Annotated in this window: 24 protein-coding genes; 12 read left to right on the top strand and 12 right to left on the bottom strand. The window is 73.2% G+C overall.

The genetic code is table 11. The features are described from left to right. Nucleotides 1-23: 23 nt before the first annotated feature. Genes dtd through WMF27_RS31800 form a run of 3 tightly spaced genes read right to left on the bottom strand, consistent with a single transcriptional unit; the run spans nt 24 to nt 1632 of the window. Nucleotides 24-476, bottom strand: coding sequence for a D-aminoacyl-tRNA deacylase (dtd, locus tag WMF27_RS31810; protein ID WP_437765111.1), 453 nt, complete (start codon nt 474-476; stop codon nt 24-26). A 2-nt stretch (nt 477-478) separates the two neighbouring features. Then, the gene (locus WMF27_RS31805; protein WP_437765112.1) at nt 479-952 is read right to left on the bottom strand and encodes a hypothetical protein; all 474 of its coding nucleotides are present in this window, start codon (nt 950-952) and stop codon (nt 479-481) included. Further along, nucleotides 949-1632 (bottom strand): hypothetical protein, encoded by a 684-nt coding sequence (locus WMF27_RS31800; protein ID WP_437765113.1) that lies wholly within the window; start codon nt 1630-1632, stop codon nt 949-951. Before WMF27_RS31800 ends, WMF27_RS31805 begins: the two co-directional genes overlap by 4 nt. 782 nt (nt 1633-2414) lie before the next feature. On the opposite strand from WMF27_RS31800, the gene WMF27_RS31795 reads away from it, so the two are divergent. The 6 genes from WMF27_RS31795 (at nt 2415) to WMF27_RS31770 (ending at nt 8459) form a co-directional block, all read left to right on the top strand. Then, nucleotides 2415-3908, top strand: coding sequence for a YcbK family protein (locus tag WMF27_RS31795; RefSeq protein ID WP_437943229.1), 1494 nt, complete (start codon nt 2415-2417; stop codon nt 3906-3908). A 12-nt stretch (nt 3909-3920) separates the two neighbouring features. After that, on the top strand, nt 3921-4463 hold the full coding sequence (locus WMF27_RS31790) for an NUDIX hydrolase (RefSeq protein ID WP_437765115.1): 543 nt from the start codon (nt 3921-3923) through the stop codon (nt 4461-4463). 191 nt (nt 4464-4654) lie between these two features. Then, nucleotides 4655-5878, top strand: coding sequence for a serine hydrolase domain-containing protein (locus WMF27_RS31785; protein ID WP_437765116.1), 1224 nt, complete (start codon nt 4655-4657; stop codon nt 5876-5878). Between the two features lie 739 nt (nt 5879-6617). Further along, nucleotides 6618-6995, top strand: a complete 378-nt coding sequence (locus tag WMF27_RS31780; protein ID WP_437765117.1) for a hypothetical protein — start codon at nt 6618-6620, stop codon at nt 6993-6995. After that, nucleotides 6907-7746, top strand: coding sequence for a Smr/MutS family protein (locus WMF27_RS31775; protein WP_437765118.1), 840 nt, complete (start codon nt 6907-6909; stop codon nt 7744-7746). Before WMF27_RS31780 ends, WMF27_RS31775 begins: the two co-directional genes overlap by 89 nt. Beyond that, nucleotides 7743-8459: a hypothetical protein gene (locus tag WMF27_RS31770; RefSeq protein ID WP_437765119.1), complete on the top strand. Its 717-nt coding sequence runs from the start codon at nt 7743-7745 to the stop codon at nt 8457-8459. Before WMF27_RS31775 ends, WMF27_RS31770 begins: the two co-directional genes overlap by 4 nt. Nucleotides 8460-8494: 35 nt before the next feature. On the opposite strand, the gene WMF27_RS31765 is transcribed toward WMF27_RS31770, so the two are convergent. Both WMF27_RS31765 and WMF27_RS31760 read right to left on the bottom strand, forming a co-directional pair. Beyond that, complete coding sequence (locus WMF27_RS31765; protein WP_437765120.1) at nt 8495-9331, bottom strand: hypothetical protein; 837 nt, start codon at nt 9329-9331, stop codon at nt 8495-8497. 25 nt (nt 9332-9356) lie between these two features. Further along, nucleotides 9357-10373, bottom strand: a complete 1017-nt coding sequence (locus WMF27_RS31760) for an isocitrate/isopropylmalate dehydrogenase family protein (RefSeq protein ID WP_437765121.1) — start codon at nt 10371-10373, stop codon at nt 9357-9359. 359 nt (nt 10374-10732) lie between these two features. On the opposite strand from WMF27_RS31760, the gene WMF27_RS31755 reads away from it, so the two are divergent. Next, a complete protein-coding gene (locus tag WMF27_RS31755; protein WP_437765122.1) occupies nt 10733-11557 on the top strand; it encodes an OmpA family protein in 825 nt (274 codons plus the stop codon). Nucleotides 11558-11635: 78 nt separating this feature from the next. On the opposite strand, the gene WMF27_RS31750 is transcribed toward WMF27_RS31755, so the two are convergent. Further along, nucleotides 11636-12472 (bottom strand): AraC family transcriptional regulator, encoded by an 837-nt coding sequence (locus WMF27_RS31750; protein ID WP_437765123.1) that lies wholly within the window; start codon nt 12470-12472, stop codon nt 11636-11638. A gap of 76 nt (nt 12473-12548) precedes the next feature. Between WMF27_RS31750 and WMF27_RS31745 the strand changes: the two genes are divergently transcribed. Beyond that, nucleotides 12549-13331 carry a class I SAM-dependent methyltransferase gene (locus tag WMF27_RS31745; RefSeq protein ID WP_437765124.1) on the top strand — a complete coding sequence of 261 codons (783 nt, stop codon included), beginning with the start codon at nt 12549-12551 and terminating at the stop codon, nt 13329-13331. 50 nt (nt 13332-13381) lie between these two features. Here WMF27_RS31745 and WMF27_RS31740 read toward each other — a convergent pair whose 3' ends face one another. Then, nucleotides 13382-14842, bottom strand: coding sequence for a hypothetical protein (locus WMF27_RS31740; protein WP_437765125.1), 1461 nt, complete (start codon nt 14840-14842; stop codon nt 13382-13384). 610 nt (nt 14843-15452) lie between these two features. Further along, on the bottom strand, nt 15453-18005 hold the full coding sequence (locus WMF27_RS31735; protein WP_437765126.1) for an alpha/beta fold hydrolase: 2553 nt from the start codon (nt 18003-18005) through the stop codon (nt 15453-15455). A gap of 215 nt (nt 18006-18220) precedes the next feature. Between WMF27_RS31735 and WMF27_RS31730 the strand changes: the two genes are divergently transcribed. Then, nucleotides 18221-18553, top strand: coding sequence for a transcriptional regulator (locus WMF27_RS31730; protein WP_437765127.1), 333 nt, complete (start codon nt 18221-18223; stop codon nt 18551-18553). A 25-nt stretch (nt 18554-18578) separates the two neighbouring features. Here the strand turns inward: WMF27_RS31730 and WMF27_RS31725 are convergent, their stop codons facing one another. Next, the gene (locus tag WMF27_RS31725) at nt 18579-19556 is read right to left on the bottom strand and encodes a hypothetical protein (RefSeq protein WP_437765128.1); all 978 of its coding nucleotides are present in this window, start codon (nt 19554-19556) and stop codon (nt 18579-18581) included. A gap of 330 nt (nt 19557-19886) precedes the next feature. On the opposite strand from WMF27_RS31725, the gene WMF27_RS31720 reads away from it, so the two are divergent. After that, nucleotides 19887-20477 carry a hypothetical protein gene (locus WMF27_RS31720; RefSeq protein ID WP_437765129.1) on the top strand — a complete coding sequence of 197 codons (591 nt, stop codon included), beginning with the start codon at nt 19887-19889 and terminating at the stop codon, nt 20475-20477. Between the two features lie 174 nt (nt 20478-20651). Further along, the gene (locus WMF27_RS31715; protein ID WP_437765130.1) at nt 20652-22085 is read left to right on the top strand and encodes a cytochrome P450; all 1434 of its coding nucleotides are present in this window, start codon (nt 20652-20654) and stop codon (nt 22083-22085) included. Between the two features lie 54 nt (nt 22086-22139). Here the strand turns inward: WMF27_RS31715 and WMF27_RS31710 are convergent, their stop codons facing one another. Next, entirely contained in the window at nt 22140-23480 is a 1341-nt protein-coding gene (locus WMF27_RS31710) for a cytochrome P450 (protein WP_437765131.1), read from the bottom strand. Between the two features lie 96 nt (nt 23481-23576). Continuing rightward, entirely contained in the window at nt 23577-23954 is a 378-nt protein-coding gene (locus tag WMF27_RS31705) for a Nif11 family protein (protein WP_437765132.1), read from the bottom strand. Nucleotides 23955-24284: 330 nt separating this feature from the next. Between WMF27_RS31705 and WMF27_RS31700 the strand changes: the two genes are divergently transcribed. Continuing rightward, a complete protein-coding gene (locus WMF27_RS31700; protein ID WP_437765133.1) occupies nt 24285-24761 on the top strand; it encodes a MarR family winged helix-turn-helix transcriptional regulator in 477 nt (158 codons plus the stop codon). A gap of 248 nt (nt 24762-25009) precedes the next feature. Here the strand turns inward: WMF27_RS31700 and WMF27_RS31695 are convergent, their stop codons facing one another. Further along, nucleotides 25010-25351 (bottom strand): ArsR/SmtB family transcription factor, encoded by a 342-nt coding sequence (locus WMF27_RS31695; protein ID WP_437765134.1) that lies wholly within the window; start codon nt 25349-25351, stop codon nt 25010-25012. Nucleotides 25352-25586 lie beyond the last annotated feature (235 nt).

The raw sequence follows: 25586 nt of genomic DNA, 5'->3' as shown, positions 1-25586 counted from the left end.
CGCCGCCGAACGCAGCGGATCCCTCAGAACGTCCGCTTCGAATCGATGAGGATGGTGACCGGGCCGTCGTTCTCGACGAACACGCGCATGTCGGCGCGGAAGCGGCCCGTGGCCACCGCGAGGCCGCGGGCCCGCAAGGCGGCGACGAAGCGATCGTACAGCGCCTCGGCGCGCACGGGCTCCATGGCGCCGTCGAAGCTCGGCCTCAGGCCGCGCCGGACGTCCCCGAAGAGCGTGAACTGGCTGATCGCGAGCACGCCGCCGCCGCGCACGTCCGCGAGCGCCCGCGACATCTTGCCGGCGTCGTCGCTGAACACGCGGAGGCCCGCGATCTTGCTCGCGACGTGGTCGGCGTCGGCGTCGTCGTCGTCCTTCGCGGCGCCGACGAAGGCCACGAGGCCGCGCTCGATCGCGCCGACCACCTGGCCTCCGACCTCGACGCGCGCGCCGAGCGCGCGTTGAACGACCGCGCGCATCGCTAGCGCTGCGCTACCGCGCTTCGACTCGGCGCGGCGGCGGGCTCCGCCCCGGTGCCCGCGCTCAGCCCGAGCTCGCGCATCAGCTTGGCCGTGAGCTTGAAGTAGGTGCCGCGATCGTACGGCTGGTTGAGGATGTGGAAGTCCTTCCGGACGAGCCCCACGCAGCCGAAGCAGTAGGTGCAGCCGGTGCAGTCGACCGAGCGCACGAGGTACGACGACTGCGTGCACCGCTCGGACGCGACGCAGTGGCTGCACGCGATGAGATCGCGGCAGCCGCGGCAGTGCGTGCTGTCCGAGGAGCGCTGGGTGTCGACGCAGTAGTGGCACCGCTGCAGCGCCTTCGAGTTGCGGCAGAACGTGCAGTCGACGCAGCGCTCGCACGACACGCACGCGACGCACCGCTCGTTGCCGGTGCCCGTCTCGAACGTCTGGATCAGCTTGCGGAGCTCGGCCTCGAATTCCGCGCGCGTCATTCCGCCTCGCCGCTCGCTTCGGAGATGTCGCCGCTCGCGCCGCGCCGGGGCGCGCCGTCCGCGGCCGGGGCCTCGGGCCTGCCGCTCACCTGGCGGCGCAGCCGCTCGGCGGCCTCGCGCGTCGCGAGCTCCTCCGCGAACTCCTCGATGCGGCGGAGCCGCGACTCGAGCACGGCGCGCCGCTTCGGCAGCTCGCCGACGAGGATGCCCGCGAGCTCGTCGATCGCCTCCTGGATGCGCTGCTCGTCGCTGTGCTCGAGCAGCTGCAGGTACACGTCCTGCTCCGCGGGGAAGGTGTGGCCGGCGCGGAGGAACTCGTTCGCGGCCTTGGAGATGTTGGGCCGGCCCGACGCGCAGAGCAGCTTCGACAGGAGCCGCTGGCGCTCGATGGCCTTCGGGTCGCTCTGCGGAGGCGGCGCGAGGACGATGCGCCCCGGCGCCTTGGACGCGGCGTCGCGTCCGGACTTGACGCGCCCGCCCTTGCTGTCCTCTGCCTCCGGCTCCTTGCGCGGAGAGAACAGCGCCTCGAGCGCGGCGCGGTGTTGCTTGGCTGCCCGCCGGTCCTCGCCGCTCTGCGTCGGACGCGGCAGCCCCGCGCTGTTCGGCTGACCACGGCCATAGGCCGTGTGGAGCTCGGGATTGTGCCAGACCTTGGTTGCGTCTCTACGAATTCGCCGCATGTCGTGCCCCTGGTGACCTCGGAGCGATCATGGACGCGCCACCAGGTTCGGCTTCCGCATCCCGCGTGTGGCGCCCCGCTTGCATCGATGTTGTGGTGAATGAGGCTGGTGCGTGTTGGGCCGGGCGCTTCCCCCGCGATCCGCGATGGCCCGGACGATGTTGCGCAAGGGACGCGACGCCTATCTCCGCGCTGATCACGCTGGCTGCGTTGATCGTGAAGGTAGGGCCACGCCGCAGTGCATGGTGCGCCAGGCGATACCTGACCGCGGACCGCGTGACGAGGGGCTCTGCCCCCATGCACCCCGGAGCCGCGCTCACGACCCGACCGCAGTCGCGAGGCAGCTGGGTTCCTACCACAGCCTTTGGTCAGCGCCGCAGAAAATTGGGCTGCCCTCCGCACTTCATGCCATTCCTGTCCTCAGGGTTCGGTCCCTTCTGAGCTTGCCTTCCAAGTCTCCCTTCCGAGGTTGCGAGCTTCCGCGAGGGGCGTCTCGGAGACGCTGTTTCGAGGTTGCCGGTCTCGTCCCAGGTCGATTCAAGAAGCGGACCGCTGACTGCCCTTCCCAATCCCACATCCTGCGGACGGGCGGCGACGCCGTGTCTGGGAGATCCGCTCCTTGACGGATGGCACTCGCACCCGACCCGACTGGAGCTTTCCATGATGAGCCTTCGATCCGTGAGCAGTGAAGGCGCGGCGCCGCGGGACGCAGGGGGAGCTGTGCGCAGGGGAGAGCCGCGTGCGCGCCTGAGGCGTGCTCGCGCGGCCGCGCTCTCGGTGCTGGTGAGCATCGCGGTGCCGGCGATCCTGGCGGGGCCCGTCTGCGCGGAGCCGCTGCCCAGGGCGCACGCCGCTGCCGGGAGGTCCGGGGAATCGAGGGAAGAGAAGAGCGAGCAAACCCGTCGGGATCGGGCGCCGGCGAGCCCCGCAGGCGCGGAGCAAGCTCCGCGAACGAAGACGCGGGAGAGCTCGCCCGATCGTCGCGCGAAGAGCGCCGCGGCGGCGACCGGTGACGAGAAGACGAGCGGGGCGGGGGGCCGGAACCGGAAGGGGAAGGCCCGTACCCGCAGGGAGGCGCCGCACGCGGCTGCAGCCGCGGAGGAAAACGCGGGCGGTTCGGCGAAGGCGGGCGGCGGGAAAAAGGGGGTCGCCAAGAAGAAGGCGGGCGGCGAGAGGAAGAAGGAGAAGAGGCGGGCGGCGCGCACGGCCGAGAGCAAGCGGCGCGGGGCGAAGAAGGGGGTGGAGCGGGAGGCGCCTCCGAAGCCGTGCCACGGACCGGTGCTCTCGATGGATCGCAGCGGGCTGGAGCCCGAGCGCCTCGAGCTGGTCGACTGCAAGGGGAAGCCGCGCGAGGAGGCCCGGCGCGCCCTCTCCTTGCTTGCGCGCCCGTGGGGCACGCCGCGGCCGATCCTGTCCGACGAGGGCGCGCCCGCGCGGAAGTCGGCAGCGGCGAGCCGCAAGGGGCGGCGCGCCGGCGATGCGCCGCGCGCCGCCGGGAGCAGGGCGAGCGGGGCGCTGGCAGGGGAGATCGCGCCCGGGGTGCGGCTGCTCGATCCCGGGCTGCTCTCCCGCATCGACGCGCTGGCGCGGCGGTACCCGGGCCGGCTCGTGTCGCTCGTGAGCGGGTACCGGCCGCAGAGCCAGGGCAGCCTGCACCAGACGGGCCGGGCGCTCGATCTGCGCATCGCCGGGGTGCGGAACGACGAGCTCGCAGCCGCCTGCCGCGCGCTCGCCGACACGGGCTGCGGGTACTATCCGAACAGCTCGTTCGTGCATGTCGATGTGCGCGCGCCAGGGACGGGGAGCGTCTCGTGGATCGATGCGTCCGGACCCGGCGAGGCACCCCGCTATGTGACCGCGTGGCCGCCGCCGCAGGACGAAGGGCGAGGGGCGACCGAGCGGATGCCCGGCGAGGACGCGGAGGAGGTGCTCCGGCGGGAGCGCGGCGAGAGGTCTGCGAGCGCGGCGCCGGAGAAGATGGCGGGCCCTGCGTCGGACAAGGTGAGCGCGGCGCCGGAGAAGATGGCGGGCCCTGCGTCGGACAAGGTGAGCGCGGCGCCGGAGACGGCGGCGAGCGCGGCGCCGGAGACGGCGGCGAGCGCGGCGCCGGAGACGGCGAGCACGACGCAGGAGAAGGCGAGAGCGCCGGAGACGGCGAGCACGACGCAGGAGAAGGCGGGAGCGTCGGAGACGGCGAGCACGACGCAGGAGAAGGTGGGAGCGGTGCCGGAGAAGACAGGAGCGGTGACGGAGAAGGCGGCGAGAGGCACGCCGTAGTAGTGAGGCGGGATGGGTATCACGATTCCTCGCCGGCACGCCTCGGCGCTCGCCGGTACGTTCGGTCCGCTCGCGATCCATCGCCATGAAGTCATGGCTGCGGGCGCGTCTTATCCCGCCTTCACGCTGGAGCTCGCCGACTGGATCTCGGTGGCCGCGATCACGGATGAAGGTCAGTTCGTCCTGGTGCGGCAGTACCGGCACGGGGTCGACGCGGTGACCATCGAGACGGCTGGCGGCCTTGTCGATCCAGGGGAAGAGCCGGCGGCCGCCGCGCCGCGCGAGCTCCTGGAGGAGACGGGGTATGCCGTGGAGTCGCTCGAGACGCTCGGGTGGGTGCACCCGAATCCTGCGCTCCAGGCGAACCGCTGCTTCCTCTACCTGGCGCGCGGCGCGCGGCGGGTCGGCGAGCCCGAGGGCGACGAGCACGAGAGCACCGAACCGGTCGTGATGAGCGCAGACGACGTGAGGGCGGCGATGCAGGACGGCCGGATCAGCCACGTGATCGCCGTGATCACCCTGCTGCGGGCGCTCGCCGTCGCGCGTGATTCGTGAGAACGGCCTGTCTGCCGACTCACGCGATAAGCTGCATTATCGACGCCCTGCGTGAGCGAGAGCGCTCGCGTCCTTGCGGGCCGGTTGACACGGTCGGACCCCTCGCTTCTTGATGCCCGTCCTTCGCGGGGCCGCCCCTGGAGATCGGGAGCGGCGCGGCGGAGCGCAGCAATGGACCTCACGGCGAAGCCATGGAGACCCGATTGATGAGCCGTGTTCTTCGGCCGACCGCTTTCTTCTGTTCTTGTACTGGCATTGTCCTGCTCGCGGGGTGCACGAGCTCCACGCCCGCTCCGCTCGACATGGTGGCCACCACGGACGACGATGGCCGTGGGAGCGTCGGAGTCGGGAGCGCCGCCGCTGGACCTGGAGGCTCAGACCCTGCGCCGCGCGCCGGCTGTGACGAGCTCTCGGTCGAGCTCCAGGGTGCGCTCGACGCGGCCGTGGAAGCGCAGCGGCTCCCCGGCGCGGCCGCCGCCGTGCATCTCGGCGGGTGCAGCTGGCTCGGCGCCGCGGGGGTCGCGGACACCGAGGCCGACGTGGCCATTCAGCCCGGCGATCTCTTCCGCGCAGGGAGCATCACGAAGACCTTCGTCGCCACGCTGGCGCTGATGCTCCGCGCGGAAGGCCGGCTGTCGCTCGACGACGCCGTCTCGGCGTACGTCGGCGGTGTCCCCCGCGGAGAGCAGATCTCCGTGCGACAGATCCTGAACCACACGAGCGGCGTCGTCGACTACACGGCGCTCGACGAGTTCTGGACCGCGGCCTTCGACGACCCGACGCGCACGTGGACACCCGCGGAGCTCATCGAGCTCGCGGCGTCGAAGCCGCCGTATTTCGAGCCAGGGCGCGGCTTCGCCTACTCCAACACGAACTACATCATCGCCGGCCTGATCGTCGAAGCGGCCTCGGGAGAGCCCATCGGCGAGCTGCTCCGCGCCCGCGTCCTCGAGCCGGCGGGGCTCGCGCACACCTACCTCGACGGCGCCGAGGAGGCCCTGCCCGGCCTCGTGCACGGTTACGGGCGGAGCCGAGGGGAGCTCGTCGAGATGACCTCCGCGATCGACGCGTCCGCGGCCGGCGCGGCGGGCGCGCTGGTCTCGACCACGGGCGACCTCACGCGCTTCTACCGCAAGGTGCTCGACGGCACGCTGCTCGGCCCCGCCGAGATCGAAGAGATGACCGCGTGGGTCGACGCGCCCCTCGGCGAGGTCACCGGGTACGGCCTCGGGCTGTCGCGCCGGGAATCTCCGCTCGGCGTCCAGGTCGGTCACGACGGCGGTATCTGGGGCTTCACGTCGTCGTCTTATTACGCGGTCGACAAGGATGCTTCTATCACCGTGCTCGTCAACCTCGACGGCGGCGATGTCGGCAGGATCGTCGATGATCTGTCGAATGTCCTGATCACGCCCTGAGCCGGGAAGGGGGCCGTCGCGTCGATATCGACGCGCACGCGCGCAGGCCGGTACCGGCCGCTGTCCGCCGCGCGCACACGCGACGCCCCGCGGCGTGCGAGGCGCGCGCGGCGCCGATCCACGGTTATCAGGAACCTGCGCCGCCGTGCGTGGCACAAGCGGTCCGCCGCGAACGGGCCTCACGCTTGCATCGCCATGGACGCAGCCCGCACGGGATGACGCCCGGCAAGACGCTCGCATCGCGAAAGGATTCCGTGATGAAGCTGATGAAAGCGCTCGGGGTCCTGGCGCTGTCCGGAATGGCGCTCGGCACCGCGCAGATGGCTGCTGCGGGGAGCACGACGCCCATCCAAGATCTCGTGCTCGTCGAGGAGACAACGAGCGCGGACTTCCCCGGCGCCAGGATTCCCCCGGACGATGCCCCATATCATGGGAATTTCCGGCCGTTCAGGCCCTTCGGGCCGCACAGGCCGTATGGGCATTTCCGGCCGTTCAGACCCTTCAGGCCGTATGGGCATTTTCGGCCGCTCAGACCCTTCAGGCCGTACGGGGGCTTCTATCCCTACGGGCAGCCCCGTGACCCCGGGCGATCCGAGGCAACGCCGGCAGAGGACCGCCCCGGGCCGATCATGCGCCTCGGAGAGCCTCGCTGACCTCGGTCCAGCGCGGCGCCGGGGGCGGGTGGATCCCCGTTCCTCGCGCCGCGGCGCGCCCGGCCCGATGGCGTATGCTGCGCCCGATGCGCTCTCACGACGCGGGCCGCCCAGGCGCCCCGCCCGCCGCCCCCTCGCCCGCCCAGCTCTTCCACCGCATCTTCGCGCTGCTCGCCGACATGGAGGGAGCGCAGAGGGCCAAGGTCATCGACCTCGCGCGGCGCCTCATCCCCACGCTCACGGCCGAGGACATCCGCAACCCGCACGACTTCCCGGGCCTCGACGACCCCGACTGGCACTTCGAGGACGGGCAGCTCGCCGGCATCGAAGCCGTCCGGTTTGCACTCCGCGGCCTCGCGAGCGATGTTCTGGGGGATGGCGAAGGGCGCGAAGCGCGAGAGAGACACGAGAACGACGGCCAGCCCGGAGCGCGCCGCGAAGGCGGCGGCGCGCAAGGCGAATGAGGCGTTTTATCAGCCGTTCTCCACGCTCCGGCAGCTGAACAAGGCCAAGCCGGCGCCCGAGGCGAGGCCCAAGGCGACGGCGGCCTCGACCGAGGCGAAGCCCAAGGCGACGGCGGCCTCGACCGAGGCGAAGCCCAAGGCGAGATCGCCCGCGCCCCCGGGCGCAGGCGCGGCGCCGCGGGCAGGCGCCGAGCCTGCGCCGCGGCCCGTCGACCCCGAGACCTTCGCCATCTACATGGCCGGCGTCCGCGTGCTCGAGGATCGCGCGACCCGGATCCCGGTCACCGCCAGCCGCGTCGAGCGGGCCGCGCTCCCGACGATCGCGATCGATCCGGACGAGGACGCGCGCTCGCGCATGCGATCGCTCGTCATCGAGGGGATCAAGTTCGAGACCACGGACGACAGCGAGCGCATCGAGGGCCGGCGCCTCGACGTCGATCCGCGCGAGCTCAGGCGGCTCCGCCGCGCCCGCTACGCCGTCGACGGCACCCTCGATCTGCACGGCCTGAGGCTCGAGGCGGCGCGCGAGGCCGTCGAGGCGTTCGTCTGCAAGCGCCAGCGCGACGGCGACCGCGTCGTCGCCATCGTCCACGGCAAGGGCAACCACTCGCCCGGCGGCCACGCCGTGCTCCGCGGCGAGATCGCCGCCTGGCTGAGCAACGGCCGCGTCGCCCGCCACGTCGCCGCCTTCGCGACGGCTCCGGACGCGGAGGGCGGCGCAGGCGCGTTGCTCGTCCTGCTCACGCGATGAGGCCGGAGCCGCGCGCCGAGCCCGAAGGAGCGCCGGGGAACGGGCCGCAGCCGAAGGCGCGCGCGCCGCGCCGCGCCCTCGCGCCGGCCGCCGCGCTGCTCGCCCTGATACCCGCGTGCGCGCCGGCCCCGGCCGCGCCGCCCGGGCCGCCGAGGCCCGCGCCGCCCGCGCAGGCGGCGTCGACGCTCGGCGACGGCGAGCTCGGAGAATACCGCTCGGATCGCTTCGATCTCCGGCTCCCCCTGCCCGACGCGCGCGGCTTCCGCGTCGAGGACGGCGAGGGCCCCTGGCTCGTCGCGACCCACGCCGCGTCGTCGACGTCGCTGCTCGTGCGCACATGGCGCGAGGACGGCCGCGCGAGCCGCGCGGCGTGCGAGGCGCGCGCGCGGCTCTGGCGCGATCTGCCGCGTCCAGGAGAGGGCCTCACCGCCGTCGAGCGCCGGATCGACGTGCCGGAGGGGTTCGACACGGTCGTGGCGATCGGCGTCGCCGACACGCACTCATCGCCGCGAGCGCCGATCGACGGCTTCGCGGTCGCCTTCGGCGGCTCCGGCCGGCGCTGCTTCGCCTTCGTCGCGGAGACGCGCGCCGCGGGGCCCTCGGCGGAGCAGCTCGTGGCGGAGCGGCTCGCCGCGGTGGTCGAGATCTCGCTCGGCGGCCTCCGCCTGCTGCGCGAGATCGCGCCCACCGTGCCGCGCGAGCCGCCGCCGTGAGCGGCCGCCGTGCGCCGCCGCGGTGAGCCGCCGGTTCAGCGGTAGACGCCGCCCCGCGCGCGGGATTCGAGCGCCGCGGCGAGCTCCTCCTCGCCGATCGACCAGGCCTCGGCCGACAGCGCGCGCGCCTCGACGGGCTGGAGCGCCTCCAGCGCGTGCGGCGCGAAGCGCAGCCGCGACAGCGACAGGAGGCGCTCGAGCGCCTCGGACGCCACGCCGCCCTGGAGCTCCTGCCGCCACGCGCGATCGATCGCCTCGAGCCGCGCGGGGCTCCTCCACGCGTCGGCGATCACCACGCGGCCGAGCCGCGCGTCGATGGCGTCGATCCCCGTGGGCAGCGCGACGATCGCCTGCTGCGCCGCGCGCGCCGGGTCGCCGAGGCCCAGCGAGAGCAGCGCGCGGGCCGCTTCGAGCAGCCGCGCCTCGTCGGGCCGGAGCGCGGCCCGATCGACCGACGGGAGCCGCTCCAGCGCGGCCGCGTAGCGCTCGCGGCGCGCGTCGTCGATCACCGCGGCCAGCGCGCGCAGGACCCTCGCCGTCGGGGGCGAGAACCACGGAGCCGCGCCGGCGCGCGGGCGCTGCGCCGGGTCCTCGAGGTCGAGCGCGGCGGCGCGCCACAGCGACGCGCGCGCGTCGAGGACGGCGCGCGTCGCCTTCACCGCGAGCGCGAAGAACAGGGCGGCCGGGAGCAGGCCCTTCACGCCCCAGATCTCGCTGAGGAAGTAGCTCGCCGCGACGAGCGACGAGAGCGCGAGGAAGAGCAGCAGCCGCCGCCGGCGCCTCGCGTCGTCGCCCGCGGCGCCGGCAGCCCCGTCCGTCGCGCCGACGAGCTCGGCGCACCACTCGAGCAGCCACGTGAAGGCGGATCCCACGTCTGCGGGATCAGGATGCCCTCCGCTAGGCCTCCGCGCGAGGCCTTTCGATCTCCGCGCAGAGCGCGCGGGTGAAGTCGCTCGTGCTCGCGGCGCCGCCGAGGTCGCGCGTGCGCACCTCGCCGGCCCGGTAGAGCGTCGTCAGCGCCCGCTCGATCCGATCGCCCGCGTCGTGCTCGCCGAGGTGCCGCAGCATCATCACGGCGCTCTGCACGAGCGCCGTCGGGTTCGCGTAGCCCTTGCCCGCGATGTCCGGCGCCGACCCGTGCACCGCCTCGAAGACCGCCGCGTCGTCGCCGATGTTCGCGCCGGGCACGATCCCGAGCCCGCCGACCAGGCCGGCCCCGAGGTCCGAGAGGATGTCGCCGTAGAGGTTCTCCGTCACGATCACGCCGAGCCGGTTCGGATCGCGGACCATCGTCATGGCCGCCGCGTCGACGATCATCTCGCCGAGCTGGACCTCGGGGTGCCCCACGGCCACCCGCCGCGCGCAGTCGAGCGCGAGGCCGTCGGAGATCTTCATGATGTTCGCCTTGTGGACGATCGTCACCTTGCTCCGGCCGTGCTTCTTCGCGTACCGGAACGCGAACTCCGCGATGCGCGTCGAGCCCCGCTCGGTCGTGAGCTTGATGCTCTGGGCCACGCCGGGCAGGATCATGAGCTCGAGCCCGGCGTAGAGCCCCTCGGTGTTCTCGCGCACGATGACCATGTCGACGTCGAACCGCGGGTCGACGCCCGGCAGGCTGCGGATCGGCCGCACGTTCGCGTAGAGGTCGAGCGTCTGCCGGAGCGTGACGTTGACCGAGCGGAACCCGCCCCCGATCGGCGTCGTCACCGGGCCTTTCAGGGCGATCCGGTTCTTCCGCACGGCGTCGATCACGGGGAGGGGGAGCGGCGAGCCCGTCAGCTTCGCGACCTCGATGCCCGCGTGGTGGATCTCCCAGTCGACGGCGACGCCGGCGGCGGAGACCACATCCTGAGTCGCCGTCACGACCTCCGGGCCGATGCCGTCGCCCGGGATCAGCGTGATGCGATAGGCCATGGGCCGTCCCACTAGCAGGTGCGCAGGCGGGAACAATGGACAAGCGCACCTGTGTTGCGATGGCGCAACCACGCGCCGCGTCAGCGCGCCGCGCCCGGCGGAGGCGGGGACGGGGCCCGGCGACGGAGAGAGGCGCGCGCGGCGGCGGGTCGGGCGGCTCGATACGGCCTTTTACAATCGCGCGCGACCTCGGTAGGGTACGCGTCCGCACGGCCTGACAGGCCGCTGTCCCCTGGAACCGGGCGCGGGCCGGGCCATCGGCCCCAGCTCATGTTCACCAACTAGAGTGAAGGAGCGTGCTCATGCACCCTCGTGTCTTGAAAGGTCGCAGAACCGCTTTCGCGGCCTTCCTGCCTGCCGTGATCGCGTCGTCCTCGCTGGGGTGCGGCTACTCCGAGGAGGAGTGGAAGGCCCAGCTCGACAAGTACAGCCGCCTTCAGAGCCAGCACCAGACCACGGAGGGCCGCCTCGCCCAGACGCAGCAGGAGCTCGAGGCGGCCCAGGCGAGGGTCGCGGAGCTGACGAAGCAGCTGGAGGCGGCCGGCATCGACATCAGCAAGCTGAACGAGAACCTCCAGGCGACGAGCACGCAGGTGTCGCAGCTGAGCTCGACGCTGGAGGAGCGCGAGAAGGCGCTCGCGGAGTTCAAGGCCCGCGCCCGCCAGCTGGAGGCGATCAAGGCGCGGTTCGAGACGCTCAAGAAGAAGCTGGACGAGCTCACGAAGCTCGGCCTGGCGGTGAACATCCGGAACAACCGGATGGTCATCTCGCTGCCGGGCGACGTCCTCTTCGACTCCGGGCGCGAGTCGCTGAAGAAGGAGGGCAAGGAGATCCTCCTCAAGGTCGCGACGGTCGTCAAGAACGACAAGTCGCTGCTCCAGCGCGACTACCAGGTCGCCGGCCACACGGACAACAAGCCGCTCGCGGGCGGCCAGTTCCGCGACAACTGGGGCCTGTCGCTGATGCGCGCCCGCGAGGTGCTCGTGTTCCTCGTCAGCCCGGCCGACGTCAAGGGCGGCGGGGGCGCGCTCCCCGTCGCGAACTGGAGCGCGGCGGGCTTCGCGGACACCGATCCGGTCGCGACCAACGACACCGACGAGGGCCGGCAGAAGAACCGCCGCTGCGACCTCATCGTGGTCCCGAGCGTCGAAGAGATGCTCGACCTCCGGGCGATCACGCAGTAGCCCCCGACCTCGCGGCGCGCGCCGCCGTCCGCGGCGCGCTCTTCGACGATCGCGTCCGCGCCGTCAGGTCCGCTCAGGTCAGCTCGTGTGTCCACCGCCCGGCGATGGCCGGGCGGCCCTGCGAAACTCGCTCGGCGTCTGGCCGGTGACGGCGCGGAACGCGGCGGCGAACGCGCCGAGGCTCTGAAAGCCGACGTCCAGCGCGACCTGCGTGACGCTGGCGCTCGGGCTGGAGAGCAGGTCGATCGCCCGGAGCACGCGCGCGCGCGTGACGAAGCCGCGCCACGTGACGCCGGTCTCCTCGCGGAACCGCCGCCGCAGCGTGCGCTCGGTCGCCCCTGCGAACGCGGCGGCCCGCGGGAGATCGGCGCTGGAGACGTCGCGCAGCGCGCACTCGATCGCGCGCTGCACCGGCCGCGTCTTGCCGCGGGGCAGCCGGTACGTGGCGCCGCGATCGAGGAGCGGGCCGATGATGTCCGCCATCGCCGCGAAGAACGTGTTGGCCGCGGCGTCGTCCGGACGCCGCGCGACCGGCCAGCGGCGCGCGTAGATCACCATCTCGCGCAGGAGCGCGGGGATCTCGAAGATCCTCACCGCCGCGAGGGGGGAAGGGAACGCGGCGGGCTCGAAATAGATCGAGACGATGGACGCGTCGCGGCAGGTGGTGGCGTGCCGCTCGCCCGCGGGGATGAGCGCGGCGAGCTGCGGGGGGAGCAGGAACGACGCGTCCTCGACCTCGAGGCGCGCCGTGCCGGCCAGAGGGCAGAGCAGCTGGTGCCGCGCGTGGGTGTGCCAGCCGTACACGGCTCCCGGCAGCTCGTCTTCGTAGGAGAACGCGCGCGCGCCGGCATGATCGAGCCCGAGGCGCGCGAGGTGCTCGGTGGTCTCCGTCGGGGTCAGGACGCGGGCTTGCAAGGCGTGGCCTCTCGGCGGTGATCTTTGTCCGATCGCCGGCAGCCGTAAAGCCGGAGCGCGTCCATCTTCGAGCGCCATGAAGCAAGCGACTCCCGCGGCGCACGATGCGTTGATACAGGAACAGTTCACCCGCCAGGCCAGGCCGTTCGCCGAGGTCCGGGCCCACTCGGCGGAATCCGCCATGGGGCTGCTGCTCGACGCGCTCGCCCCGGCGCCGAGCGACGCGGCCCTCGACGTGGCCTGCGGGCCGGGGATCGTCGCCTGCGCGCTGGCCCAGCGCGTGGCGAGCGTGCGGGGGCTCGACATCGTCCCGGCGATGCTGGACGAGGCGCGGAAGAGGCAGGCGAGCCTCGGCCTCTCCAACGTCACCTGGGAGCTCGGCGACGCGAGCCGGCTGCCCTATCCGGACGAGAGCTATCGCCTGGTCACGACGCGCTACAGCTTCCATCACCTGCTGGAGCCGCTCGTGACGCTGCGCGAGATGGCCCGCGTGTGCCAGAGGAGCGGGCGAGTCGCCGTGATCGACGTGGCGCCGTCCGAGGACAGGCGGGCGGCGTACGACGCCGCCGAGAAGATCCGCGATCCGTCGCACGCGAGCGCGCTCACCGAGCGCGAGCTCGGCGCCCTGTTCGACGCGGCGGGGCTGGAGATCGAGACGACGACGCGGTACCGGCTCGAGGTGGAGCTCGAGGCCACGCTCCGGGCCTCCTTCCCGGAGCCCGGCGGAGCGGACCGGCTCCGGGCCCTCTACCGCGCCGACGTCGGCGTCGACGCGCTCGGCGTGGGCGCGGAGCTCCGGGGGGACGAGGTCCACTTCGCCTATCCGATCGTCATCCTGGTGGGCCGGAAGCGCGGCTGAGCCGAGAGGCACCTTCTGCCCGGCGACTCGAGGCGCCAGGACTCCGCAGCTCAGGGGAGCGCCGCGGCCGGGCAGGAGGGATCGGTCGTCGCCTCGACGTCGTCCACGTGCAAGGCCTCGTCGTCGAGCGGCGCATCGCAGGTGCCGCTGGCTCTTATCTTGAAAGAGATCGGCTGAGGCATGCCCGCCGTGCGCGGATCCAGGCAGATCGTCTGTTGCGTCCAGCGCTCGCTGGCAGCGAGCGCGCCTCCTGGCATCGAGGAGGCGGTCGCCGCGAGGAGGTGGCTCGTGCGGTACCAGAACTTCAGCGCCGGACCGGCGGTCCCCTGAGGCTCGGGGACGGTGAACACGGTGGAGGCCGAGGGCTCGCGGCACGGCTTCCGCACGGACAGCGAGAGCGAGACGTCGCCGGCGTGCGCGGCCGCCGCGTCGACCGCGAGCCTGGCGCTGCCGCGCGCAGGGTCCTCCGCGTTGAGGACCCATGTCGGCGAGAGGCCCGCGTCGGCGCCGGGGTTCTCGAAGCCGGGGTCGAAGAGCGGCGCGTCCCCGGGGCAGCGGTCGTCGGAGACGATGGCGAGATCATCCACCGTGAAATCCCGCTTGTTCTCGTCCATGCACGGCTGGCTGTGCCGGTTCCGGAACGCGAACGCGAGGCGGTGCGCCATGCCGAGCGCCCACCGGGGCAAGCAGGCATGCGAGACCTGCGCCTCGCCCGTGCCCGTCAGGGCCGTCAGCCGGTGCGTGCTCAGCATCACGTCGACGATCGCCCCCGGGCTGCCACGGCTCCAGATGCGGAGCGCCGGGCTCGGCAGCGCGGCGGACGGCAAGGGCGCCGAGAGCGTGCCCTCGAGCGAGGGAACCTGGCAGAAGAGCGTGGTGGCGAGATGTCCGCCCTTGCCGCCGCCCTGGCCCAGGCCGCCCTCGATCGCGGAGACGCCGCCCTCGGGGGTCGTCTTCCAGCCGGCGGCGCCTGCTTCGAAGTCGCCGTTCAGCACCTGGCCAGGCGGCGGGCACTCGTTCATTTCATCAGGCCGAAGGGCGACGTCATCGAACGTCAGCGTGAAGTCCTGTCCGGTGTCCTCATCGCACAGGGGAGAACGCCGGGCGGGCCCGAGGAGCAGCTCGATCGGCCTGCCGTAGGCGCGCTCTCCCAGGCACACGCGTTGCGGGGAAAAGGACGAAGAGGGCATGAGATCGAGGTCGGTGATCCCTCCGTCGATCCGGACCCCCACCCCCGGCGGGCCGAGGCAGTCCATCGCGAGCTCGCAGCCGACGCGCGCGGCGAACGTGAGGAGGAGCGGTCCGGCGCACGCGAGGTCCGGCATCGAGAGGCGCTGATAGAAGCCGGCCATCTGGCACACCGCGTCTCTCCCGATGATGCCGGCCCCGGGGTTGCCGTTGCCCTCGACCTCGGGGGAGACGAGCGCTGCCCCCGTGGTGCCCCACGTATCCGAGCGCTGGAATGAGGGGTCCTCCGGGCCTCCCCGCCAGTCGCAGTCGCCGTCGACCATCGGATCATCATCGGCGCTGGCACACTCCGAAACAACACATACGCTGTCTGCGCAGCGGAGCCCGCCGTCGCACTGGCCCAGAGGCCCACACGGACAGCCTTCCTCACCAGGAGGGCAGTCGGCGCCCCCGCCCGCCGCGCTCTCGGCGCTGCCGTCACCTCCCGCCCCGCCTGCGCCTGCCGCTGCGCCGGCAGAGCCCTGCTCCGTCCCGGAGCAAGCGCTCGCGAATGCGCCAAGCACGGCAGCGATACAGCAGGTCAGCGGGCGCGACCATCCCATCATCAATTCAAGCTAGCGGGGGAATCACGAGATCGCAAGGTAGACAGGATGTTTCCTTTTTCCTGGAGAGACATCGAGATAAGGAGAACTCTCAAGTCGTATCGGGCGAAGCCGGAGACGCGGACGTCCGCACGCTGAACTCGGGCTCATCAGCTCATCGTAGCGCGGGCAAACATCGGTTGAGGAAGCGCTGCGAGCGCGAGCGTCCGAGAGGCGGGCGCGCGTCTGACGGCCCGCGCGGCTCGTCGTGCGAGCGCAGGAGTGTCCACGAGAGCTCCGCGGCGCGAGCCGGGCGACGACGCACCGCGTGCTTGGCCCCGCGCCGAGCGCGTCAGCCGCCGGAGGCGGCGCCGAGCGCCGCGGAGGGCACGAGGCTCGAGACGGGGGTCCCCCCGGCATCCGCGCCAAGGAAGGCCCGCAGCTCGGCGAGCAGCGGACCTGACTCGCCGATGAAGGGGAGGTGATCGTCGCCCGGCAGCTCGACGTGGCGCGCGCCGCGGATGCGGCCGGCGAGGTCGCGCCCGGCCGCCGCCGGGACGGCCCGATCGCCGGCCCGGTGCAGCACGAGCGTCGGGGCGCTCACCCGGCCCAGCGCGGACCGGACGTCGGCCGCCGCGTGTGCCCGGAGCATGCGCGCCGCCCCGCCAGGGCTCGCGCCGTGGCGCAGGTACGCGGCCCAGAAGCGCCGGAACGCGCCGTCATCCGCCGCGGACGGGGCCAGGCGATCGAGGAAGAGCGGCTCGCCCCAGCCGCTCCGCAGCACGCGCTCGGCCTCCTCGGCGTCCTCGCCGGCGAGCCCGAAGAGGCACCCCGGCCAGGCAGACATCTGCGCCGCGCTCCCGAGCGCAATCAGGGCGCGCGCCCGCGCCGGGTGCGCCGCCGCGAGCAGCGCGCACGGCGCGAAGCCGGCGCCGACGCCGAGGAGCGCGGCGCGCGCCACGCCGGCCGCGTCCAGCACCGCCAGCAGGTCCTCCGCCTGCTGCTCGGCCGGAGCGCCCGCGCCCTCCCGCTCGCTCATCCCGGTGCCGCGCTGGTCGAGCACGATGAGCCGCGCCCACGCGCCGAGCTCGGCGAAGAACCGGGAGATGTGCGCGCCCTCCCACGCGGCCTCCACGTGCGTCACCCACCCCTGGACCAGCACCAGATCGATCGGCCCGGCGCCCGCGGTCCTGTAAGCCAGGCTCGCGTCGGCGCTCGTGGCCAAGCGGGTCTCCGCGGCGGGCAGGCGCGCGGGCGCCCGCGTGGAGGAGACCACCCCCTCCCGCGCGGCCTCGAGCCCGCGCCGCATCGCCTCGGCGACCTGCGCGTACGCGCCCGCCCAGGCCCGCGCGGCGGCGGGCGACCACGCGTCCCCTTCGAGCTCCCCGAGCGCCTCGAGCAGCGCGCGGCCCATGGCGTCGAGATGCTCGGGCAACGCGGCGTACGCCGCGTGGCGGCGACCGAGCGCCTCGAGCATCTCGACCAGCTTGTCCGGCGCGCGCAGGTTGTCGACCACGAGCTGCAGCGCCGCGGCGAGCTTGCGCCGCTGCTCGCGCATGTCCGGCGGGAACAGCGCCCGGAGCGCCGGCTCGCGGGCGAAGAGCCGCTCGTAGAAGCGCGTCACGAGCGCCTCGGCGCGCGGGGCGAGGCGCTCGAACGAGGCGCGCACGACGTCCGCGCCCGCGTCCTGCGCGCTCGCGGGGGACGACGCGGAGCGGACGATCTGGAACGCCCGGCAGAGCGCCTCGGTCTCCTCGAGCGCGGCCTGCACCTCCTCGGCCGACGCGAAGCGCGCCTCCGGCTCGCGCAGGACGCAGCGATCGATGACGGCCGCGAGCATCTCCGGGATGTCGGGGCAGAGCGAGCGCAGCGGCGGGAGCGCCCGCGCCGTCACCCAGCTGGCGATCGCGTGCACATCGAGCCCCGCGTGAGGCAGCCGGCCCGCGCACAGCTCGTAGAAGACCAGCCCGAGCGCGTAGACGTCGGAGCGGGGCGTGCCGGCGGTGCCCGCCCAGAGCTCGGGCGCGAGGTAGAGCGGCGTGCCCATCATCGTGCCGCCGTCGGTCAGGCTCGCGGTCTCGAGCGTGCCGATCGCGTCGAGCGCCACCGGGATCGCGGTCGTCAGGGCGGACATGTCCGCGAGCGCCCACGGCGCGGGCGCGACGGCGGAATTCGGCGCGGCGCGATGGCCCGCGTCGACGGCGGGGGCGCCGGGCCGGTCGGCGAGCTTGGCGAGGCCGAAGTCGAGCAGCTTCACCTCGCCGCTCGCGTCGAGCATCACGTTCGCCGGCTTGATGTCGCGGTGGAGGACGCCCCGCCGGTGCGCCGCGGCGAGCCCGCGCGCGAGGCCGAGCGCGAGGCGCAGCGCGGCGGGCCACGGGAGCGGCTTCGGGAGCAGCTCGAGCGGCTCGCCCTCGACGAACTCGTAGGCGATGTACGGCCGCCCGCGCACCTCGCCGATCCGGTAGACGGCGACGACGTTGGGGTGCTGGAGGCGCGCGATCGCGCGGGCCTCGACGCGCAGCCGCTCGATGGTCCTGGGATCGGGGCTGTCCGCCGCGACGAACTTGAGCGCGACGGGCCGGTCGAGGACCTCGTCGTGGGCGAGGTACACCTGCCCCATGCCCCCGCGGCCGAGCGGCCGCACCACGCGGTAGTCGTCGAAGGCCGAGGGCGGCGCCCACGAGAGCGGGGGCGACGGCGGCCGCTCGCTCTCGCCGAAGCGCTGGTGCGTCGCGTGGAGGAAGAGCGGCGCCCCGAGGTCGCTCTCGCTCGGGCGCGTCGAGAGCCGCGCGCGGCAGCCGTCGCAGCCGGCCACGTGCCCGCGGATGCTCGCCGCGTCGTCGTGCGGGAAATTGCCCGCGAGCCAGGCGGCCAGGGCGTCGTCGGACGGGCACGGGATCATGCGCTGCTGTTCTCCGGAGCGGCATTGTCCGTGCGCGCTGTGGGCAGCGCAATGGCCGCGCGGTCTGTGCCGCGCTGCGCTGCCCCGCCGCCGTGAGAGGCAGCACCTGTGCGCCTGTCCTGGCCGCGCGGTGCTGGAGCGCGGCGCGAGTCCAGCGCGCGAGCGCGCTCGCGTGCTGGACCGGCGCCGCCGCGGTGTCACGCTCACGGAGCGCGATGAGCGACCCGAAGCCACCGCCGAGCCCAGCGCCCCGGTCGGAGACGGTGCGGCAGGCGCTCCTGGAGGAGCTCCGCAGGGGAGCGGCGACCGCGTGGGAGCTCTCCACCCGCCTCGGGATGCGGGAGCGCGAGGTGGCGCCGCACCTCGAGCACCTCGCGCGCTCGTTGCGCGCGCGCGGCGAGCGGCTCTCGGTCGCGCCGGCGCGCTGCCTGCGCTGCGGCTACGCGTTCGACGAGCGGCGGTCGCTCGCGAAGCCGAGCCGCTGCCCGGCGTGCCGGGGGGAGCGCATCGAGGCGCCGCGGTTCCGGATCGACGCGGGCGAAGGGTGAGGCTCCCGGGCGGCGGCGGCGCTCCTCACAGGGCCGGTCGCTCGGGCGGCTCCGGGCGCCCGCGCCGCGCGGCGCGGGCCTCCACCTCGCCGAGCAGCCGCGGGCCCGCGCGCTCGCCCGCGCCCGCGAAGAAGGCGCGGGCCTGGGCGAGGTCGCCGTGCGCCGCGTAGAGCTCGACGAGCTCTCGCTCCGCGGCCTCGTCGATCATCGCCTCCAGCGAGCCGGCGCGCGCGGGGCCGAGCTGCACGATGGCGCGCAGCGCCCTCATGGCCCCCCCGGTGGCGCTCCGGCCGCCGAGGCCCCGCAGGCCCCACGACTTCACGTAGAGCGCGCGCTTGCGGAGCGGCGCCCCCGCGGCGCCGCGGAGCGCGCCGTCGCAGGCGCTCACCGCCTCGTCGAGGCGCCCCGCGGCGAACGCCAGGTCGGCCAGCGCGAGGTAGGCCTCGGCCGCCTCGCCGGACGCCGGGTGCTCGAGCGTGAGCTGGCGCAGCCGCGCCTCGGCGCCGCCCGCGTCCCCGCCGTCCTGGAGCGCCCGCGCGAGCGCGAGGAGCGCTCGGGGCCGCTGCTCCGCTGCGCGCAGCGCCGGCGCGTCGACCAGCGCGGCGTAGGCCGCCGCGACGCCCGCCCGCAGCCGCGCGGCCTCGGCTTCGAGCGCCGCCCGCCGCGCCGCGCCCGCCGCGCCCGCCTCCGCGGCCTGGTCGAGCACGAAGAGCTGCACGCCGATCACGCGGTAGCGCCCCGCGAGCGACTCCGCCTCACGGAAGAGCGGCTCGGCCGCCGCGCTCGCGAAGGGGTCTGCGCCCCCGCGCGCGGGCGCCGGCGCTCCCGCGCTCGCGCCGGGGTCCGCGCCCCCGCGCGCGGCGGGCGCCGGCGCTCCCTGCGCGGCGCATCCGGCCGAGGCGAGGGTGAGCGCCATGAACGCGGCGCCCCGCCGCGCCGCCGCTCTGCGCCGCTCCGTGAGACTGCCGGCGGTCTTCGCTGCGCGCTCCACAACCCGTGACACTTCTTCTCCTCGTGACTCGCCGCCGGCAGAGAGGGCGAAGCGCCGCGCGCTTCGTGCCGAACGGCGCGGGAAGATAACCGCGGGCGCCCCAGGGACCAGGGCAATCCACGGCGGGCGCGCCGATTGTCTCCCTGAACCGCGCGGAGAACAGCGCCTTTCGAGCGCCTTGCGCGGCGGCGCACACGCGGCGCGCGGAGCGACGCGCCGCAGAGCACGCACCTCCAGCACGCTCCGCTTCGGCCCATCCATTGCGTCTCGGCCTTCATCGCTCCGCGCCCGGACCGGCGCTTCACACCGGGCGGGGGGCGTATCCGGATGGAGAGTCACGACATGGCGACAAAAGTGAACTGCCTCCCGTTCACGATCCCCACGATGCCGCGCCTCGGGCTCGCCGACCTGGAGGCGCGCTTCCGACGCCTCTCGCTTGTCATGTACGACACGAAGGTTCCGAACGCGACGCTGGAGAAGGAGGTCTATCCCTACCTTGCCCGTGGCATCGAGTTCGTCAATCCATGGCGGCGCGTGCGCGGGATCGAGACGTACCAGGTCGGCCTCTCGGGATCTCGCGTCGGCGGCCGTTTCGACCTCGACGTCTCTCAGCTGAACGTCCAGCTCTCCGAGCGGCGTGACGCGGGCCGCGCCCTGGTCGACAGCACCTTGTACCTGAGGTTGTTCCCGCGCCGCGCGTATCCCGTGCGGGTGATCCTGACCTACGATTTCTGCATGATCGACGGCGGCGAGAGCTTCGAGATCACGCGCCACGAGGAGATGTGGCGTATCGGGGACATTCTTCGGAGCGCTCCGCTGCTGGGCCGCTCCTACGATGTCTTCCGTTCCTGCTCGGGTTACCTCTTCACCGGCGCGCTGCTCCTGTCCCGCGCGGTCGCTGTCCGTCCGCCTGGCGCCGAGGCCGCGACCTGAGCGCGGGCCGGCGATCTCTCGGAATCGACGGAATCGACGGAACCGACGGAACCGAGGGAACCGACGGAACCGAGGGAACCGAACGCCGGTCCGCGTGTCGGAATGTCCCCGGCGCCCTGGTCTTCTCCGGCCGGGGGCATCCCGACAACCCTCGTTCACTCACGGAGCAGCTCGATGGGAAATCTGCCGCCCGGGCCGAAGTCGCTCAGCCTTGTGGATACCATTCGCGCAGGATTCATTTCCTCCGAGCCCGTCTTCAGGCGCTACGCCGCCGAGTACGGCCCCACGTTTCGCCTGAGGTCGCCGAACGGGATACTGACCATCACGGGCGATCCGGAGGCGATCCGCGCGGTCTACACGGCCGACCCCGACGAGTTCGATGTCTGGGGTGTCCAGCTGACGGAGCCGGTCTTCGGGACCTCGTCGGTGGTGGTGACGGCGGGCGCGCGGCACCGGCGCGATCGGCGGCTGCTCGCCCCGCCGTTCAGCGCCGGCGCGATGCGGGGTTATGGCGGCGTGATCGCGGACATCAGCCTGGACGTGGCGTTGCGGTGGCGGCCGGGCCGGTCGTTCTCGATGCTCGCGGCGACCCAGGCGATCGCGCTCGACGTGATCGTCCGCGTGGTCTTCGGCGTGAGGGGCGAGGCGCGCGTCGGCAGGACCCGCGAGGCCGTGCTCGGGCTCATCGAGTCGCTGAGCCCGAGCTTCATGATCCTCCCTGCGCTCCGCCGCGACTTCGCCGGCTTCGGCCCCTATGCGCGCCACAAGCGCGCCGCCAGGGCGCTCGACGCGCTGCTCTTCGAAGAGATCCGGGCAAGGCGCGCGGAGGGGGACGCGTCGCAGGACATCCTGGGCCTGATGATGAGCGCCCGCCACGACGACGGCGCGGGCATGAGCGACGTCGAGATCGCGGACCAGCTCCGGGCGCTCCTGTTCGCTGGCCACGAGACGACGGCCATGTCGCTCGGGTGGGCGATGTACTGGCTGCACCGCGAGCCGGCCGTGCTCGCGCGCCTCCGCGACGAGCTCGACGCGCTCGGCCCCGCGCCCGAGGCGGACGCGCTCGCGTCGCTGCCGTACCTGGAGGCGGTGTGCCTGGAGGCGCTCCGCCTCCACCCGCCGGTGGTGGACGTGGCCCGCGTCGTGAAGAGGCCGTTCCAGCTCAAGGGTTACACCATCCCGGCCGGCGAGGCGATCGCCGCCTCGCCGCTGCTCCTGCACGGCCGCGAGGATCTCTACCCGTCGCCTGAGCGATTCCGCCCTTCGCGGTTCCTCGATCGGAAATTCACACCCTTCGAGTTCATCGCCTTTGGCGGCGGCGCCCGCCGGTGCCTGGGCGCGGCGTTCGCGATCTACGAGATGAAGGTCGTCCTCGGCACGATCCTCGGGAGATATCGGCTCCGGCTCGAGAGCCAGGCGCCCATTCACCACGTGCGCCGCGGGCTCACCATGGGGCCGAGCGGGGATGTGGCGATGATCCTGGAAGGGGAGCGCGAGCGAGCGAGGGCGGAAGGCCGCCCGGCTGCGGTCCAGGGCAGCCCGGCGGAGCCGGCGCTCCGGCCCGTCGCGCCGCAGCCGGCAGGGCGGTGCCCCATGGGCTTCTCCTGAGCGTTGCTCACCGGGTCTCCTTACGCGCGGCTGGCCGGCCGCGCGCTCTGGCCTTCATCCCGTCAGCTCGTGCTCGCGGGGACGCCGATCCGCCCTCCGGCGGCGCTCCACGACGAGCGGCAGCCCATCCCGCGGCACGAGCGCCCGCCGGCCGCCTGCGCCCGCCTCGTACCCTGCGGGCAGCTCGAACCGGAACTCCCGCACCAGCGCCGCAAGCATGAGCTTCATCTGCAGCACGGCGGTCCGCTCGCCGATGCACTTGCGCATCCCGAGCCCGAAGGGAAGGAACGCCGAAGACGGGCGCTCCTCGTGCCATGGCGAGCCCGGCTCGAATCGCTCCGGGAGGAACGCCTCCGGGCGCTCCCAGTACCGCGGGAGCCGCTGCATGACATACGGGCTCACGAGGACCTCGTCTCCCGCGTTCACCGCGTGTGGCCCATGGCGGAACTCGCTCCGCGCCTCGCGCGCCAGCACCCATACGGGCGGGTGCAGCCGCAAGGTCTCCTGCACCACCGCCGACAGGAGCGAGGCGCGCTCCACCTCCGCTCCCTGCCCGCCCATCCCCTGCGCGCCGATCGCGTCGAGCTCCTCCTCGAGGCGCCTTCGCACCTCCGGGCGCTGCGCGAGCTCGTAGAGCGCCCATGCCGACGCCGCGGCCGTCGGCACGTGCGTCACCAGCATCATCACGACCTCGTCGATCAGGGCTTGTTCGTCGATCTGGCCGGCGTCCACCGCGCGCACGAGCGGATCCAGCAGATCGGTTGTCCCGCGGTTCCCGGCCGCCCTGCGGTGCTCTGCCGCCGCCAGGATGGACGCCGCGAGCGCATCCCTCGCCTGGCCATAGGCTATCTCGTCGTCTGCGGCGTGCCCGAGCCACGCTTCCACCCGGGGCAGCTCGGTCGCGATGCGCTCCACGACCTGCTCTCCCGACTCCCCGAGCAGCAGCATCGACGCGCTCCGCAGGGCGACGTCCTCGAGCACCGGCAGCACCGGCAGCACCGCGCGCGCCTCGCCCGTGCGCAGCCGCGCGAGCGCCTCGCGCACCACGCGCGCGGCGCCCTCGGCGCGCGCGAGGAGCGCCTCGCGATGGAACGCCGGTGCGAGCGCCCTCCGGCGTTCCAGGTGCTCACCCCCCTCGAGGCGGGCGACGCTCCGCGGATAGGCGTCCTGCATCCGGTGCGGCAGCGTCTTGTCCGTGAAGCCCTCCCGATCCGAGAACACCCTCTGGATCGCGGCCGGATCCGAGACGGCAAAGCACTGCTTGAGCCCCAGCCGGAACCGGAAGAAATCGCCGTACGCCAGGGTGCCGTCGAGCAGGAAGGCGAGGGGATCTGCGCGGAACTCCGGCCAGGAGCCGTGCAGAGGGTGCGCTTTCGGACCGGGGGATCGGATCATGGCCAGTTCTCCGGAGAGCGTAGAGCCGCGGTTTGCATACGAGCGAGCGTCGGGACGGGCGCCGGCGTTCCGCAATCAGGGGCGCGCGGGCGTCGTTCAGGAAGACAGCTGGGCGCCGGGGCTCGAAGGAGCGCGAAGGCTCAGGTACACCATCGCGTGGCTCAGGTCCGAAGGCGCGCGGAGGCTGAGATCGACCACCGGATACCCGAAGTCATAGGCCGACGCGCCGGGCTGCGCGCGCACGTGCTCCTCGTACGCCCTCGCGAGCTCCTGCGCGGTGCACGGGCAGCCGGCCTCGGCGGCGATCGTGAGGATGCGCGTCATATCCCCATCGGCCTCGGCCATCTTCTCCGCGAGGCGCTCGTCCGCCTCGACCTGCGCCAGAAACGCGCGCGCGTCGCTCCTCGTCGCGCGTCCTGCCATCGTCCCCTGGTTCGTGGTCGAAATACCGATCGTGGTGAGTTGTCCAGTCATGTGCGCAGACCTCCTTCGGGCCCCTTGAGGCCGCGGAACCGCGGCGGCGGCGTGCCGCGCGCGGTCCGTCGTCTCCCTCCCCCAGAGCAGGTCCCGCGCCAGCGCCGCGGGCAGGCGAAATGGCCGGCGATGGCGGCCCTCGAGATGCCCGTTGTGCGCGCCCTCGCGCGAGTTGCGCGAGCGCTCGCGCAACTCGCGCAGCGGCGCCTCTCTCACCGCCCCAGGGGCCCGGGCGCCGCCCCCTCGCCGTACGCTTCGGCCCAGCGAAGGGGCTCTCGCCGGCCCTGCGATCCCACTTGATAATATTAGTTAGTCTTACTAACTATTGGGGTGCCCGACACGCTGACCGTCTTCACCACGCTGCTGCTCGCGCGGATCGCTCGCGTGGATCGCACCGCCTTGCAGCTGATCCAGGAGCGCCTCGCCGAGCGGGGGGTCACGCTCGCGGAGTTCCGCCTGATCGGCGCGCTGCTCGGAGAGCGCGTGGGGCTCACCCAGCGCGAGCTCGCCGAGCGGCTGCAGATCACAGCCGCGTCGCTCTCGCCCCTCGTCGGCCGCCTCGAAAAGAAGGGGCTCGTCGAGAGGACCCCGGACGAGAGCGACGCGCGCGCCTTCCGCGTGCGCTGCACGCCTCAGAACACGGAGTACGACTGGGTACAGGACGTGGTGGTCGAGGTGGAGCGCCGCGCGACGCGAGGCGTTCCGGCCACAGAACTTGAGACCACGGGGCGTGTCCTCGCCGCCATGATCGGCAATCTCGAGATCGACGACACGCCCGTTCCATCAATAAGGAGGAGAGAGGAATGAAGCGCGCACGCGCCCTCGTGGTGTCCTTCTCGACGGCAGCAGCAGGCGGCTGCGGGGGTCTGCCGCCGTCGTCCCTGCCGCCGATGACCACGGCCGTGGCCGAGCCTGATGTGACGCTCGTCTGGAGCGATGCGGGGCTCGGACGTGCCGGTGATCATCCGCCCGACCCTGGGAGACGGCGAGGGGCGGGCGGATCCGGAGCTCCGGCGCAGCCAGCTGGAGATCGCGGGTGACGCGCAGGTCGCGTCTCATGATCTGCCTCCCCTGCGCGCGATGTCCGCCTCGCGATCGAGCAGCGCGTCGAGCTTCTTCGCCCAGAAGCGCTCGTAATGAGCGGCCCAGTCGTAGACCGCGCGCAGCGGCGCGGCCTCCACGTGGTAGAGCCGCGAGCGCCCCTCCCGGCGGGGCGCGACGAGCCCGGCGTCCCGCAGCACCCTGAGGTGCTGCGAGATCGCCGACTGGGTCACGTCGAACATCGCGCATAGCTCGGTGACCGAGCGCTCCCCGCCGGCCAGCGCGTCGAGGATCGCGCGCCGCGTGGGGTCTGCGATCGCGCGGAACGTTTCGTCCGGGGAGCGCGCGTTCGTCACCTCACGTCACCTCGCGCCACATCATATTAGTGAGCTCTAATATGTCAACCGACCGGCGCGGTGACGAGCTCGCCCGCTCATGGACGGATCACGACCGTCCTTGGTGACGGGATCGCGCGCGGCGCCGCGAGCGCGCTCGTTCCGTCCGAGCATCGCGGCGGCGACGGCGAAGCGCGGCGCGGAGTCGCGGGCGCGCTGCACGGAATCGCGGGCGCGGCGCGCGGAAGCGGGCGAG

The sequence above is a fragment of the Sorangium sp. So ce281 genome, assembly GCF_051527395.1.
GTDB classification, from domain to species: Bacteria; Myxococcota_A; Polyangia; order Polyangiales; family Polyangiaceae; genus Sorangium; species Sorangium cellulosum_B.
Note: the sequence above shows the minus strand (reverse complement) of the source record. Positions and strands in the feature narration are given on the sequence as shown.